General features: G+C 41.0%; 17 protein-coding genes. 15 read left to right on the top strand and 2 right to left on the bottom strand.

The window, feature by feature from the left end; translation table 11 throughout:
* The first annotated feature begins 148 nt into the window (after positions 1-148).
* The 7 genes from M5U24_RS17035 (at position 149) to bfr (ending at position 6,093) form a co-directional block, all read left to right on the top strand.
* Complete coding sequence (locus tag M5U24_RS17035; protein WP_070065843.1) at positions 149-1,627, top strand: ISNCY-like element ISCku10 family transposase; 1,479 nt, start codon at positions 149-151, stop codon at positions 1,625-1,627.
* A gap of 680 nt (positions 1,628-2,307) precedes the next feature.
* Complete coding sequence (locus M5U24_RS17030) at positions 2,308-3,312, top strand: hypothetical protein (protein ID WP_298203094.1); 1,005 nt, start codon at positions 2,308-2,310, stop codon at positions 3,310-3,312.
* 186 nt (positions 3,313-3,498) lie between these two features.
* Complete coding sequence (locus M5U24_RS17025; RefSeq protein WP_099323675.1) at positions 3,499-3,717, top strand: ATP-binding protein; 219 nt, start codon at positions 3,499-3,501, stop codon at positions 3,715-3,717.
* On the top strand, positions 3,701-4,180 hold the full coding sequence (locus tag M5U24_RS17020) for an ATP-binding protein (RefSeq protein WP_164995745.1): 480 nt from the start codon (positions 3,701-3,703) through the stop codon (positions 4,178-4,180). The genes M5U24_RS17025 and M5U24_RS17020 overlap by 17 nt, the downstream gene beginning before the upstream one ends.
* Positions 4,181-4,775: 595 nt before the next feature.
* On the top strand, positions 4,776-5,153 hold the full coding sequence (locus M5U24_RS17015; RefSeq protein ID WP_157775630.1) for a hypothetical protein: 378 nt from the start codon (positions 4,776-4,778) through the stop codon (positions 5,151-5,153).
* 18 nt (positions 5,154-5,171) lie between these two features.
* A complete protein-coding gene (locus M5U24_RS17010) occupies positions 5,172-5,468 on the top strand; it encodes an ATP-binding protein (RefSeq protein WP_157775627.1) in 297 nt (98 codons plus the stop codon).
* A gap of 148 nt (positions 5,469-5,616) precedes the next feature.
* Positions 5,617-6,093 (top strand): bacterioferritin, encoded by a 477-nt coding sequence (bfr, locus tag M5U24_RS17005; RefSeq protein WP_099323672.1) that lies wholly within the window; start codon positions 5,617-5,619, stop codon positions 6,091-6,093.
* A gap of 112 nt (positions 6,094-6,205) precedes the next feature.
* Here bfr and M5U24_RS17000 read toward each other — a convergent pair whose 3' ends face one another.
* Positions 6,206-8,236, bottom strand: coding sequence for an amylo-alpha-1,6-glucosidase (locus tag M5U24_RS17000; RefSeq protein WP_099323671.1), 2,031 nt, complete (start codon positions 8,234-8,236; stop codon positions 6,206-6,208).
* 428 nt (positions 8,237-8,664) lie between these two features.
* On the opposite strand from M5U24_RS17000, the gene M5U24_RS16995 reads away from it, so the two are divergent.
* Both M5U24_RS16995 and M5U24_RS16990 read left to right on the top strand, forming a co-directional pair.
* Complete coding sequence (locus tag M5U24_RS16995; RefSeq protein WP_099326771.1) at positions 8,665-9,402, top strand: SagB/ThcOx family dehydrogenase; 738 nt, start codon at positions 8,665-8,667, stop codon at positions 9,400-9,402.
* 411 nt (positions 9,403-9,813) lie between these two features.
* Entirely contained in the window at positions 9,814-10,179 is a 366-nt protein-coding gene (locus M5U24_RS16990; protein ID WP_099326770.1) for a helix-turn-helix domain-containing protein, read from the top strand.
* A 335-nt stretch (positions 10,180-10,514) separates the two neighbouring features.
* Here M5U24_RS16990 and M5U24_RS16985 read toward each other — a convergent pair whose 3' ends face one another.
* Positions 10,515-10,724 carry a hypothetical protein gene (locus M5U24_RS16985; RefSeq protein WP_172953462.1) on the bottom strand — a complete coding sequence of 70 codons (210 nt, stop codon included), beginning with the start codon at positions 10,722-10,724 and terminating at the stop codon, positions 10,515-10,517.
* 11 nt (positions 10,725-10,735) lie between these two features.
* Here M5U24_RS16985 and M5U24_RS16980 point away from each other — a divergent pair, with 11 nt between their 5' ends.
* The 6 genes from M5U24_RS16980 to M5U24_RS16955 all read left to right on the top strand — a co-directional run bounded on the left by M5U24_RS16980 (position 10,736) and on the right by M5U24_RS16955 (position 14,910).
* Positions 10,736-11,017 (top strand): hypothetical protein, encoded by a 282-nt coding sequence (locus tag M5U24_RS16980; protein WP_169703973.1) that lies wholly within the window; start codon positions 10,736-10,738, stop codon positions 11,015-11,017.
* A gap of 79 nt (positions 11,018-11,096) precedes the next feature.
* Entirely contained in the window at positions 11,097-11,474 is a 378-nt protein-coding gene (locus tag M5U24_RS16975; protein WP_099323667.1) for a YkvA family protein, read from the top strand.
* Between the two features lie 88 nt (positions 11,475-11,562).
* Complete coding sequence (locus M5U24_RS16970; RefSeq protein WP_099323666.1) at positions 11,563-12,321, top strand: YaaW family protein; 759 nt, start codon at positions 11,563-11,565, stop codon at positions 12,319-12,321.
* An 85-nt stretch (positions 12,322-12,406) separates the two neighbouring features.
* The gene (locus M5U24_RS16965) at positions 12,407-13,090 is read left to right on the top strand and encodes a hypothetical protein (RefSeq protein ID WP_298203086.1); all 684 of its coding nucleotides are present in this window, start codon (positions 12,407-12,409) and stop codon (positions 13,088-13,090) included.
* Entirely contained in the window at positions 13,087-13,545 is a 459-nt protein-coding gene (locus M5U24_RS16960; RefSeq protein ID WP_298203084.1) for a hypothetical protein, read from the top strand. Before M5U24_RS16965 ends, M5U24_RS16960 begins: the two co-directional genes overlap by 4 nt.
* A 1,131-nt stretch (positions 13,546-14,676) precedes the next feature.
* On the top strand, positions 14,677-14,910 hold the full coding sequence (locus M5U24_RS16955) for a DUF2281 domain-containing protein (protein ID WP_099326764.1): 234 nt from the start codon (positions 14,677-14,679) through the stop codon (positions 14,908-14,910).
* The last annotated feature ends 378 nt before the right edge of the window (positions 14,911-15,288 follow it).

Raw genomic sequence — 15,288 nt, 5'->3', positions numbered from 1 at the left:
ATCTGCATGAAGGGTTGAAAGTATAGTGAGTAGATGTTAAACTTAGGGCGTAGAATAAGGGAAGCGAGGGTACCAAGGGGTGAAAAGAGACAAACATTCGCCCAAAACATCAGAAAAACAGAGTCATCAAAAGGAGAACTGCCACGCCATGAGAAAAAGATTCGAGCCGCAAAGGAGACTTGGAAGCACACCAATATCAGAGGTAGAAATTCCCGAAAAGAGCAGGGATGAGTTAGCGCCGATTTTGAGGGCATTACAATACATATTTGTTACAGAGGAATTACGAGAGGAAGTATTCAGGGTATTGGAAGCAAAGGTAAAGGGTGGGAAGAAAGAGACAGGGCGTAATGGTATGGAGTTATGGCAGATAATGGTAATAGGAGTGGTGAGATTGGGATTAGATGCGGATTATGACAGGTTGGAAGATATGGTGAATCACCATAGTCTGATTCGTCAGATAATGGGAGTAGATACCGTATTTGGGAGGGGTAAGAAGTATTCGCTGCAAAGCATCAAGGATAACGTAAGATTGCTCGATGAGGAGACGTTGGGGAAGATTAATGATGTGGTGGTAAAGGCAGGCCAGAGGCTGGCAAAGAACGGACGGGAGGAGAAGCTCCGCATAAAGACGGATACGTATGTGGTGGAGACAAACGTACATTTTCCTACGGACATGAATTTGCTGTGGGATGCGGGTAGGAAGTGCCTTGATGGGATAGAGGCATTTATAGAGGGAGGGGTATTGAACGGGAAAGGATGGAGAAAGGTAAAGAATTGGAGGAAAGAGCTAAAGAGTCTGATGAGGAGTAGTTCGAAAGCGGCAAGTGGTGGTGGAAACAAGAAAGAGGAGGCGGTTAAGAAGCAAGTAAAAGAGTATCTTGGATTAGCAAAGAGATTAAGTGAGAAGATAGGTGCGAGCATAATAGCGGTGTACGAAAAAATATTAACAACGGGTGCGGAAGAAATGCAGAAAGAGGCATTGGAGTCGATGGAATATTTTTATCAGATGCTGGAGAAGCACAGAGATTTGGTAGAGAGGAGAATTATCAAGGAAGAGCAAATACCGGTAGGGGAAAAGGTATATTCACTGTTTGAACCACACACAGAATGGTTGAGTAAAGGGAAGGCGAATAAGAGGGTGGAATTAGGCCACAATCTGGTGATAGCAAGTGACCAATGGGGGTTTATCGGATATCACCAAGTAGTGGAAAAAGAAGCAGATGTGGCGTTAATTCTGCCGTTAGCAGACAAGCTATTAAATTTGTTTGGTGAAGAAGAGATAGAAAGTATAAGTGCAGACAAGGGTTTTTACAAGAAGGAATACAAGGAACTGATAAGTCTTTATATACCGAAAGTGATCATACCGAAGAAAGGAAAAAGGAATAAGGCGGAGACAGAAGAAGAATCGGAGAGTACATTTAAAAAACTCAGGCACAAGCACTCAGCGGTGGAGTCAGATATTAACCGGTTAGAACATCATGGGCTGGACAGATGCTTAGACAAAGGGATAGAAGGATTTAAAAGATACTGCGCATTAGGAGTGCTGGCGGCAAATTTGCACACGATGGGGAGTATATTGCAGAAGAAAGTCCGGGAAGAAAAAGAAACAGTACGTAAGGCAGCGTAAAAACACTCTCGAATAAAAATCCATGAGGGATAGTATGTCCGGAGAACATGAAAAGATGGTAAAAACGAGGGAAATGAATAAAACAACCGTATCATAGATTAAAGCGTAGAAGAAAAAGTTGAAAAAGGGGCAATTTAAAAAAATTTAAATTTGCTCAGAGAAAGAATCTTGCATAAAAAAGATAGTTTTCGTTCAGACACTACTTATGAGAAGTTTAAAAACAAATGTTTAAGTTTTTTCAAAAATATTAACGAGTATACAGATGAATTGTCTACTCTTTTAACTGAAAATTTTCAAATTATTGGCGAGCAAATTTCGAAAATCTGATTTGTTTGACTATATTATACCACAGGTTTTTTCACCCTTTTCTTTCGCTCTATAACACACCACAAAGGCTCGAAATTCTATCACTGAACAGACCCCACACACGTCTCTATGCACGGCATCTTGCTGCCTGTTTTTAACGCATTTACAAACATATACATACACTACCAGGTAAATTGCTTGTTTATAACATTTCTGCTGTCAAGTAAATTCTAAATTATTTTCGCGGAATAGTTACGCCAGGAGAGTATATATAATTTGATTTTGGTTATATAAAGGCGTGTTACAAGGGTAAAGAGGTAGAATTGTGTCTGCATTGTTATCAATTAATCTACTCAAACGATATTTTTGTATATGTGTCTGAGAGTGAACGACAGGAAGCGTTGTTTTATTCTCACAAATTGGCCTTTGAATATTTTGATGGTATAGCACAAAAGGTACGGTATGACAATTTAAGCCAGGCGGTGAAGCGGATCCTGAGGGGGAAGTTACGAGAGGAGTCTGATCATTTTCGAACATTTCGTGAGCTATATGGGTTTGAAGCAGAATTTTGTGAAAGAGGCAAGGGGTGGCAAAAGAGAGATGTCGAGGGTCTGGTAGGGTACGTCAGGAGGAATTGTTTTTCTCCAGTGCCAACGATACGTGATTTAGAAGAATGTAATCGGGAATTATCTGAGTGGTGTAAAAGTCTTCGGGCAAAGCGTAAGGTATATGGGACAGGGGAGCTTGTTGGTGAGCGTTACGAAGAAGAGAGAAGGTGTTTTCGTGCATTGCCGTTGAAGGAGATAGATGTCGGTATACATGCGATCGCGAAAGCCAATCACTATTCTCTGATATCAGTGGAAGGAGCATTTTATTCTGTGCCAACCAGATATGCGTACCATCAAGTGGATATAGTCATAACGATAAAGGAGGTAATAGCCAGTTACAAGGGAGAAGAGATTGCCCGCCATCAAAGGACAGATCAGAAGGGCAGGCAAATATTCGACCCACTGCATTATCTTTCGGTATATACGGAGAAGCCGTATACTGCAATCAATAGCAAGCCGATTCGTCAATTGCCGGCAATATTCAGGAAGTTTTTTGAGTGTGCATATCATAAGGGATATGGAACTGCCAGGGAATGTATAAAGGTGTTGGAATTATTGAGGAGCTATTCGGTAGAAGAGTTAGGAATTGCAATAGAAATGGCCATGTCGTATGAGCAGTATGATGTGGAAGGAGTCAAACAGGTATTAATTCAATTAAGACATAGTAGTCCTTGGCGCGGCCTTTGGCCGCAACCAAATTCAAAATACGAATATCGAAATACGAAACAAATTCAAATGACAAAAAAACCCAATGCTCCAAACTTTACGTAATCCTCATCTAATCAATGCCTTACGGTTATGCATTTTGAAAAACGAGCATAAAAAAACAAGAAGTTGATGGATAGTAGTACGTAGTGAGCGGCTGGATGTGTCTGAGAGCTCCCGTCTCGATGTGCACGTGCCTCATGTAGCATTAAATCGTTATAATTCTTTGATGCAATTGGGGAGGGAGTGCGAATGAATCATGCAATATTGGAACTGAATTTAAAACAATTAAAGCTTCCCATGTTTTCGAAGCATCATAAATCATTTGCTGAGTATGCGACACGAAACAACCAGCCGTATGAAGAGTATTTGAGAGCGTTAAGCGAAGAGGAGATTGTAAACCGGGACCAGAATCGGGTGAAGAATTTAATAAAACAAGCACAATTTTCCATTCATCAAAACGCTTGTTGATTTTGCATTTGAAGAGATTCCTGGTTTAAACGCCAAAGAGGTATTTCGACTGAGTGAATGTGGTTATATAGAAAGATCAGAAAATATTTGTTTTATAGGTCAGACAGGAACGGGAAAGACACACTTGTCGATAGCGTTGGGAGTTGAGGCTTGCAAGAAGAAAAAAACCGTATTGTTTTTTACTGCCGCGAAGCTGGTGAATATGTTGTTGGAAGCCAGATCGGAGCAGCAATTGTCTCGACTACAGAAAAGACTCATCAAGGCCGAATTGGTAATATTGGATGAATTAGGGTATTTACCCTTGTCTAAAGAAGGATCAGAGTTGTTGTTTCAGTTTTTTGCAGATCGCTACGAAAATGGAGCGACCATTATTAGTTCCAACCTGGAATTTGCTGATTGGACGAAATTTATGAATGATCCCACAATGACGTCGGCACTTTTAGACCGGAATAACACATCATAGCCATATTCTTACGTTCAATGGAGAAAGCTATCGATTTAAACAGAGTATGAAGAATAAAAAAGGGAAGGAGGTGTAAGAGGGAAAAACATCTTTTGTTTTATCGGTGAATTGGAGATTGCAAAATTGAGGCTTCTGTGATGCAACTCCAGTCACCCTACGGGTTCCTTCCGTTGCATCACAGAAGCCTGTAGTCGACAATATCATATTGTGATAATAAATTTTTTTTGTCCAGAGTGGTACTATACTGTAAGGGTTCACAAATAGAGATTTCTAAATTAGATTTAACTTTTGTTGATATAAATAGTTATAGCATTTCTGAAATCACATTTTGTGAACTTCTTGAGTATATTTTACTTTGCCATCTGGTACACTTTTCTATTGCCATAACGACCCAGTGTTTCCGTTGTAAAAAAAACTTTAATACCATCGACATCGTCATGGTAGATTCCAACTCCTCTTTCCCAGATGCTGTCAATCTGCTAAAATCTGTTTTACCTCAATATATTAATTCCACTTAATCTGAGAATTCCAGGTTCATTTATTGTGGGGCTTAGCAGTTATGACGTCGTCTTGCTCTCCATGTCCCACGGGAGACATGGCAGGAGTTTGCCGCACTGCTACTATCCAGATGCACCTGGCCGAACAACTGGCTGCAGCTGACGCCTTACAGCGTCCGCTCATGCCTTGCTCCCGCTTCCAGGCAAAGAACTGGGAAATCGAGTGTTTTCGGGAGCATTCCCGATTTTTTGTAACCCGTCGTTTTAGTAGGATGAAAAGAGAATATCGTACAGCAGAACAAGGAATTTCGAATTACGAAGTTTTCTTGCCCTTCGACATTCATAATTCCTTGTTTGATATTCGTTTTTCCCGTATCAGGAAGTGCAAACAAATTATGTATAATCTGCCTTCCAACGCGCTCAAATATACCCCTGAATACGGTACCGTTGATGTTATTATCTCTAAAGAATGGTAATCATCCATACGAATAGAGGTGAGAGATACGGGTATTGGGATTGAGGATGATGAAAAAGACAAAATATTTTCGGCATTTTACCGGTCAAACAGCACAAAAGATAAAGATTCCAACGGCGCCGGAATCGGGATTGCACTTACACGCAGACTGGTTGAATTACATGGAGGAATGGTAGGTGTAGAAAGCAATGTTGACAATGGGAGCATATTTTGGCTTACATTCCCTGAGAATGAATGCATAAAAGAAAGAACAGCATCAGGAACTCAGCGTTTTATGCGGTCTAATCCCTCCCTTATAGATTTATTATTTGACTAAAACTATTGCGATAAAAAGTATTTAATTCCCTATGCAAAAAACATTAATTCAATGTTATAATACTTTCATAAGTTTACGGAGTGGCGATACTATCGCCATTTCCTCTTTATTACATAAGTATTATTTTATTACATAAAGGAGGTGTTTTATGGAAGGAAATCCAAAGGTTATTGTGGTTTTAAACGAGTTGTTAATGGCTGAAATTACAGCGATTAACCAATATTTTGTGCATGCCAAGATGTGTGAAAACTGGGGATATAAACGCCTGTATGAATTTAATGAGAAAAATTCCATAGAAGAGATGAAGCATGCGGAAAAACTCATTGAACGCTTGTTGTATTTAGAAGGCATACCAAAAATGGATCTTGGTAAAATTACTGTAGGAAAGGTTGTTAAGGAGCAACTGGAGAATGATTACGCTTTGGAAAAAATTGCAATTCAGAGACTCCAAAAATCAATCACCTTGTGCGCTGAGGTTGGAGACGCCGGTTCCAGGGAGTTGCTTGAACATATTTTGACCGATGAAGAAAAACACGCAAATGATTTGGAGGAACACTTGCAGCAAATTAAGGATATGGGGATTGAAAATTATTTGTCTGTTCAGGTAATAAAAAAAGATGAGTAGTGTAAAGAAATAGCGGAAGATGCGCTCGTTTAGAAAACGCTCGTTACCAGGCAGGAATTCCTGAACGAGCGTTTTCGCCTTTCCAAAAGACTAAAGTGTCACAAAATAGATGCTACTTTGCCAAATTTTCAAACATTGCCCGCAGCAATTCGCCGACACTCCAGGCCTGTGATATACATCCGCGCGGCGTGTGGGGATAATCTCCGTCAAAAATCTCCGAAATAGAACCAATTCCGGCATCGTAAATATGATTACACAATGGTTGTAGTAATTCAACCATCATTCTTTTTGTATGAATATTGTTGCCGTATATTTTAAAAAATGCATCAAGATATGGCCCTATCAGCCATGCCCATACGGTACCCTGATGGTATGCCCTATCCCTCTCATAAACATTTCCTCGATAAACACCAATGTAATCTTTATCGGCGGGGGAAAGACTCCTCAATCCATAAGGTGTTAATAAATGTTTTTTTATGATCTCAAAAACAGCCTGTTGTTTTCTGAAGGGTAATGACACGAATGGCAGACTTATGGCAAATATCTGATTCGGGCGGATTGAAGAGTTTTTCATTCCGCCGTCAACATAATCGTAAAGATAGCCGCCTTCTTCGAACCAAAACAGTTCATTGAATGAATTGCCTGCCTTTACAGATAACGCAGAATATTCACGGTAATCATTTTCTAAATCCATGATTTCCGCAAAAAAAGAGATAATCCTCAATGCATTATGCCAAAGGGCATTGACCTCAACCGCCTTGCCCATCCGGGGGGTCACCACCCAATCACCCACTTTTGCGTCCATCCATGTCAGTTGAATGCCTTCTTCACCGGCATAGATTAAACCGTCGCTCTCCATGTGAATATTATAGCGGGCGCCTTTACGGTAATAGGAGACGATTTCGTGTAAAACCGGATACAGCTTATTCTGAATTGTTAGTATATCTTTAGAATAGAGATAATACTTATACACCGCATGTATGTACCACAAAGACGCATCCACTGTATTGTATTCCGGCAATTCTCCGTAGTCGGGAAAACGATTAGGAATCATGCCTTTATTGACATGGCCGGCATACGTAAGCAATATTTCTTTTGCCGTATCATATTTCCCCTGAACAAGGGTTAAGCCTGGAAGCGAAATCATCGTATCCCTTCCCCAATCAGCAAACCAATGGTATCCGGCAATAATACTTTTCCTGCAATTCCCCCTCTTTACAATAAAAGTGTCTGATGTGGAGAGTAAGCAGTTCAGAATGTCAGAATTCCCGGTGTTTTCGTCTCCTGTTCCTGGAAAAACAAAGGGGAAAATTATTTGATTTCTTTGGATATTGTTGTTCAACGCATTTCTGCGTCCTGTTTCCTTTTCATAGAGTTCATTAATATCTATGCAATCATAGTTTTCCGTTGATGCGACAACATAATAGATTGCATCGTTTTGTATTGGACTGAAGTTGATAGCAAAAGGGCTGAAATGATCCTCATAGGCCTCCATTCCCCGTTCAATCTCCTTAGGATATTTCATATTTTTATACCAAAAACAATTTGAGTCGATTGATGTTGCATTAAAAAAAACATACAGAGATGAGAGTTCCTTGTATGGCGTTAAACAAACCCCATTGCGCAGATTTGTATAACCGGTATTCAAACAGGGATTCTCATGAGTCAGACTGTGATAATCACGAAAAGCAATCATAAAACGAATTGATAAAACAGGGGGGGGAAGCATTTCATTCTCCCGATGTATCTGATACATAATCACGGTGGTATTTTGACCATACACCATAAAAACCGTTTTTTTAATCAGCATTCCTTCTACAGAATACTCCCATACAGGAAACGGATCTGATTGGAATTGAACGAGATGTTTGTATCCTTCCGGGAAGATCGTATTAGGATAAATGTTCGTGGACAAAGGATATTCCCGCCCATCAACAAAGAGCGCTTCTTCTAATTTGGACAGCATTAACATTCTTCCCAGGGGCGGCTTTGTTGCCGCCATAAGCAACCCATGATAACGTCTTGTATTGGCGCCAATAATTGTAGATGAGGCATAGCCACCAATCCCGTTTGCCTCCAGCCATTCTTTTTCTAAAGAAAGAGAAACCGTTTGACAGATATTCTTTTTAAAAACGATAGTCATATAAATAAGTGCTGTTTACGATTAAAATATAAATTATGCCGGGTTTTTAAAAGACAAAAAATCCAACGGCATTTATTTTTACCCACCCCTCAATCCCCTCCCAGGAGGGGACTTATCAAATTCCCCTCCTGGGAGGGGCAGGGGGTGGGTTTATGCATTGCTTAACTAAAAATATTGAAATTCCTATACATCAAATACAGTGGAAGCAAATTGTACATGTTTTTCACTGCATAAAGCTATAGCTTTTTATTCGCAAAATGATAAATTGTAGGGGCGAAGCATTTGCCGGCATAGGGAACAAAGACGTAAAACGTTGTCTGTATATGCGCCGGCACCGTTCCACTGAACGAGTATACTGTACGCAGGCAAATGCTTCGCCCCATGCTTTTTCTAAAAAAATAAATTGTTGCCAAAAAAGGAGTGTGATTATGTCAAACGGAATTGGAAAAGAGTTTATGCACATGACGAAATATCAATATTTAGCGGCATCGGATCAGATGAAAGGGATACAGCAGCCACCTTTGGAGCTTCCTTATGACCGGTCAAAACCGATTATTGATTTACCGAAACCGGAGGATATTGTTGTAAAAAATGCTGATGTGCGAAGAGTGATAGAATCAAGAACGAGTATACGTAATTATTCTAAAAAACCATTAACCCTTGAAGAATTATCTTACCTGCTGTGGTGTACTCAGGGGGTAAAAGAAGTGATACCCGGGACTGCAACGTATCGAAACGTGCCGTCAGCGGGGGCACGGCATTCTTTGGAAACATATTTATTGGTAAATAACATAACGGGCTTGTTGCCAGGCGCATACAGATTTCTTGCATCTAAACATAAGCTGATGGAAGTAAATTTACAACCGGATATTGCTGATAAAATTACAGAAGCGTGTTTGGGGCAGAATATAATAAAACTATGCGATGTTGTTTTCATTTGGTCTGCGGTAGCTTACCGTATGAAATGGCGATATGGAGAACGCGGATACAGGTATATGCATCTGGATGCAGGACACGTCTGCCAGAATTTGTATTTAAGCGCAGAATCCATTGATTGCGGGGTATGCGCAATTGCGGCGTTTTCTGATGATAATATAAACGATTTACTCTCTCTCGATGGCGATGAGGAATTTGTAATATATTTGGCAGCAGCAGGTAAAAAATAACACCAGCCATCCCTTCATAGCCGGAACAAAACAAGCACGAGATAAAACATTTATACACTCGTTCCCAAGCTCCGGCTTGGAAACGCAATTGTTTGAGAAGCCCCGGCTTCACATGGAAAAAAGAATAAAACCATGGCATTCATTTTAATCCACACCTCAATCTCCCACATAGAGATGCACGGCCGTGCGTCTCTACATCAAATTCCCCTCTTGGGAGGGGTAAGGGTGGGTTTGTTCCTTTTCCACGCATGCCCACGCAGGAGCGTAGGAACAAGAAGAAGAAACGTTAAATCAGCCGCAAATAGTTTGCATATGCAAATTATTTGCCTTACATAATAGTTAATTCGTGATATACTTCCACAGGTATTCACTATGAATACCTTTTAAATTTAGTGAAAGAGAGGTGGCATAATGGGTGCAAAAGAAATTAAGGAACTTCGTGAAAAACTGGGAGCAACCCAGTCCGAGTTTGCAAAGGCATTGGGAATCAGCTTTTCAACAGTGAGCAGGTGGGAAAGCGGCATTTCACAGCCTGATTATACACAGGAAGAACAGCTCATTGCGCTGAAGCAATTGGTTGATAATAAAGACGTAGATCAGAAAAAACTCAGGAAGATGCTGGGATTGATGGGCATAGGCGGCGTTATTGCCACGGCAGTAATCGCAGGGTTTGTCATAACGAACCCATGGGGGGCGGCAATAACTTCACTCATAAAAAAATCCTCAAACACTGGAAAAATATTGGACCTTTTCAAAAAGAATAAAAAGCCGAGATAAAAACAATAATTTGCCACGCATATTGTAGGGGCGAAGCATTTGCTAAAAATTGTCATAAATGCGTTCATACCTAACCGGACAAATGCTTCGCCCCTGCTTTTTAAAGAAAATAGAGACTGTATTTCCACATGCTGCCTTAACCCAACTTCGACAAATTTATCCTGAAAAAGGCAAGAAATTGAGCATGTAATAGTCGTAACCTATTGGTATGGTTGAATAGCTGGACAAGGATTCGCTGATTATGAATATTACCTTTTTTCACCAGCTTTGCAGAGGTATGGGGGGAGTTCGACCGGAAATGTCTTGAGGACTTAAAGAAGAATATTCATAACACTTTAGTCTTTTGAAAAACGTAAGAGCGAGAGACGAAGCACGAAGGATGTCCGTAATTCATCGTCCATCGTCCATCGCCCTACATCATGCAGGAGGATGCGGACATAAAAAAGCGCAAGGCTGTTGAATGTTTTGGAGGCAAGATCATTTGATTCCGGTTTGGGGAGTAAGGGTATGGGAAGTGTGGGGGCGGTTATCATTGTTTTTTTCAAAGGAGGAGTTGATGGGCAACGATAAAGATGGTTCTTCCGTGGTAGGCGTAATGGCTTCAACGGGCACCGGTGCTGTAGCTGGTGCAGGCGGCGCTGTAACGGCGGTTGCCGTAGGTGGTGTTTCCGGGCTTGGGGCAACTGGAATTACTTCCGGCCTGGCCGCAGTTGGTACCGTGGTCGGTGGGGGTATGGCGGCTGGACTTGCAGTTGTAGCCGCTGCGCCAATTGCTGCTGCTGGCGCTGGCTATGGTGTTTATAAACTCGTTAAATGGCTTCGGAGGAAAAGAAATTAATCGGTGGCGAAAAATGTATCTTTCCATAATTACTATAGGATTTGTGCGGTAGGTTTTTTCTTAGAAAGGAGATTTTGAAATGAGCAAAGATGGTGAATTGCAGGTGGCTATTCCGGATGGGTATTCGGATGAAAGTTTTTGGGAAAAGGTTAAAAAATTTGCAAAAGTTGCAGGCAAGGAGGTAATCGAAAAAAGCTTGTGGCTATACTATGCTGCCCAGCGACCGGAAACGCCCCTGTGGGCAAAGACTGTTATTTACGGCGCACTGGCATATTTTATATGTCCGGTGGACGCGATACCCGACGTGATACCGGTTGTCGGCTTTGCAGATGACCTGGGCGCTTTGGCGGCTGCGCTTGCAACAGTGGCTGTATACATCAATGATGAAGTAAAGACTAAGACTTCGGTGAAATTGAAAAATTGGTTTGGAGTAGAGGCATCTGCGGAAAAGATATAACCATATTTGGGCGTGTAGCTATTCCGGCTAGGCGATATAGGGATCGCCCAGCCTATACAAATTAAACATATAGGAGGCAGTGGTTCATATGGATCTCAAACAGCGCGATGGTGATTTGGTAGGCGTTTTGCAAAAACTAAACGAGGAAGAGAAAAATGAAATAGCGAAGGCTTTGAAGTATGATAGTATTGAGGAGTTGAAAAATAAATATGGTGTGATAAGGGATGACCTTGCCCTTGAACAAGAGATACGATATGCCGGCAGCGATTGGATAACAGACGGAGTTTTCAGCGATGATTGGGCCACATACGGAAAAATCGTTCGTAGGGTAGCAAAGTCTGTTAAGGCTAAATATACAGACAATACAACGGCTGAAGATTTAGAACAAAGGATATTGAGAATCATCGTAGACAAGGCATGGGAAAAGATGGACGAGGGCAAGAGGCGGGAATACGAGAAAACAGTATGTGAATTCGAAGACCAAATGCGTGCCGAAGACCCTGAGAAATTGAAAGAGTTGCTGGAATATCTCAATGTTAACAGTATGCGCGGTATGGCGCCTGGCGTATTATTGTCGGCTGGGATGGCATTTAGCTTTGGCGGTTTTTTGTCGTACCAAATATTGGTAATTGTTATGGCTGCTATAGGCAGAACGCTAGGGATTAAGATTGCTATGAATGCAGTGACGAAGAGCGCGGCGCTCTTCATTCCAGGGCTGAACATTGTGATGGGAGTCTGGATGGCGTGGGATGTTATGCGGATAATCAGTGGACCTGCCATGCGCAAGATAGTACCCGTAGTGCCTTTGCTGTGTATGGCGAGGATTAGGCAGAGGGCGGAAGGCTAGGCATGGGGAGGCGGAACCCAAAGGCTTATTAAATGCCACGAACGGTAGATGTGTAAAACTTGAATTTCTACGGAAAGGAATAATTATGGTATCGGATAAATTGAAAAATGCAGTGGAAAATAAGGTGCTGGAAACGGTGGTAGTGAAGGCAGGGGAAGTAGCAGGGACAATCATTGGTGGTCAAGTAGGACTAAGCAAACCAGGGGGCAAATTGGGCGGAATGGTTGGGAGAAGAACGATGAAACACGCGAAAAAACTTTTTTCCGACAAAAAGGCTGAAGCCCCGCCATCCGACTGCAGTGCCGAACAAGACCCGTCAATGCATGGTTTTATAGACAAGCATAAGGGCAAAATAGATAAGGTTAAGGACATGGCAAGTGATGCATTGACCAACCCGGAAATTATGGAAAAGTACAAAGAACTATTAAAAGGCACAAGCCTGGAATCTTTGAAAAAGGCTATTGAAGACATAACCACCGGCACTTTTGTGGTAACGGAAGTATTTGTTAACGAAATTATCAAAAATTATGCACCCGATCTCAGCGTCACATTCAATGATGGGCACTTCGTATTAAACACACCGTATCCCGTTAAACCCGAGCTTGCCTATGATTCCTGCGACTTTACCGGGAATACGAGGTCTGTTAGCATAAAAATGTTAAACCTTTCCTTTATTCCCGGCTTCTTATTAAACACCGATTTTCACAGGCATGAAAACCATCATAAAAACACCCTAATCATGCCGTCCAGACAATTTCATTCGGCTTGAAAATATTCAAATTGCGCAATAAGCGCAAGGACTTAGTAGAACAATTTGTCTCCAGCGCCAAAGATTCAATAATTACCTTTATCCATAATCAGATTAACAGCGATCCATGCCTTCAGGATGCGGCAAGACAGTCTGCATCAGAAGCGCAGCCAATTATTGACAGCATAAGAAAATTACTGACCAATCTTAAAGAAAAATTCTTTCTTAAAGGAGAAATCTTTAGGGCGCACCGGATAAACCTGCCTGAAAACCTGAATGACTACGTCCGGTATGAAATGACAACAAGGACTCCTGTAGCATTAACGCCGGACATAACCGTTTTTTATCAGACAAACATGCGTAAGAAAGATATTACAGGATTTCTGAATTCGTGCGATCCTTCAAATCAGGTTGAAATGGATGAGGACAAATGGATAGGAAAATTAAAAAACAGACTGGAAGCGTTATCGGGTTGAATGGAAAACTGCCAATTATGGTAATCCAAAATATTTGTAACATTTTAGTTTTTTGAAGAGACTCAATAAAATCAATGATTCCGGGTTTTACAGTAGAGACAGGTTTAAAACCTGTCTCTACTGTTGTAATTCGATATTCTCTTTTCATCATACTAAAATGACGGATTACAAAAAATCGGGAATGCTCCCTTTTGAAACTGGAAATTGTCATTTGTAGTGCCACGAACCTCGTCGCACTACATGAATTTAGTGGGCTTAGAGTCCCGTATAAAGTGAGGAGCGAGCAGCAACCGTTTATAGCTAATGATTCGTAACTATTCAGCGTAATCTATTAAACTACCGAACCACAACTCGTTCCCAAACCTTGTACTGAACATAGTGAAGTATCTGTTTGGGAACGTAATGGTACTGGAACTACATTCGCGGGTTCACTCATTAGAAGGCTTTTGTCAAGGACAAAATATCTCCGGTCGCAAAAATATCTACATTTTCATCATCGCTCTGCAGCCTTCAAACACAGACGACTTTAAGGGGTGTATTATGATGGTTTATGTGTGTGTGAAAATCGGTGTTAAAGCTTTACATCGTGATGGATGGGTAATTGTCCGGCAAAAAGACAGTCATATACGTCTGCAAAAAAGCATACGGCAGAAAGAACACTAAAACTCACAGTCCCAACGCACAATCCTATCAAAAGGTTTACTCTGTCTCACATCATTAAACAAGCACATTTATCCGTTTATGAATTTAAAAGGTTGTTATAGAAAAGGAATATCACGAACACGACTTCAATCAACTCCTCGAAGTCCTCAGGAAGAACAAAAACAAGGTATCCATAAACCCATCAGACCGAAAGAAGCAGGAACTGCTGGAAAGGCAATTTGCTGAAAGCCTGCCAATCCTCGAACCGTTAAAAACCAGAATTAAAGCAACGGATGAATTAATAGATGAAATTGTGTATAGGCTGTATGGATTAGCAGAAGAAATTAAGGTTGTTAAAGGCGTGGTATCTTGGTGAAGTCTATTATAATTATCAAAATCAGGTATAATTGTAGCAATTCTGTGATAAAATTTATCCAATAAATAGAGTCTGGCAAAATAACAATATTATTGAAGCGGATGTGACGAAAAATGACGGTAAAAGAAATGATAAAAAGGGAGATCGATAAACTCCCGGAAAATCTTCTCTCAGAAGTTTTTGACTTTATCCAATTTTTAGAAAGTAAAAGAGAAAAAAATATCCTTATAAAAGCTTCTCAGGATTTATCCGCTTCAGCATTTCAAAAAATTTGGGATAACGAAGAGGATACAATATATGACAACTATAATAAAGGGGATATTGTCGTTGTCCCTTTTCCCCTTTAGCGATCAGGATAGGAGCATTCCCGATTTTTTGTAACCGTTTATGTGATTGGGGCAAAACAACACTGCCAGGGGTTAATACTGTTGTACGTTTCATTAAAACATGGCAGAAGTCACAAAAAACCGGGAATGTACCCGGAACAACCCCACAAGGGCATGAAAGCTGCAAGGGATGTGACAAGCCTGTTCACCGCTGGCGGGGGATTAAGGGGGTGGAATTGTCTGCGTAGGGAATCTGGGAGGCTTATAACATGAATAGCCATAAGTTTTTCTTCTCATTCCTACGCTCTGCGTGGAAATGCATGTTGCGAAACAGGATAAAATTGTCCTTTTGACCCAGTCTGCGGAGCGTGGGAAAGAGGGGCAAATTTGTTTTCATAA

This window comes from Candidatus Kuenenia sp., from assembly GCF_027493735.1.
In the GTDB taxonomy this organism is placed as follows: domain Bacteria; phylum Planctomycetota; class Brocadiia; order Brocadiales; family Brocadiaceae; genus Kuenenia; species Kuenenia stuttgartiensis_A.
The sequence above is the reverse complement of the archived record's forward strand: the minus strand, read 5'-3'. Positions and strand labels throughout refer to the sequence as shown.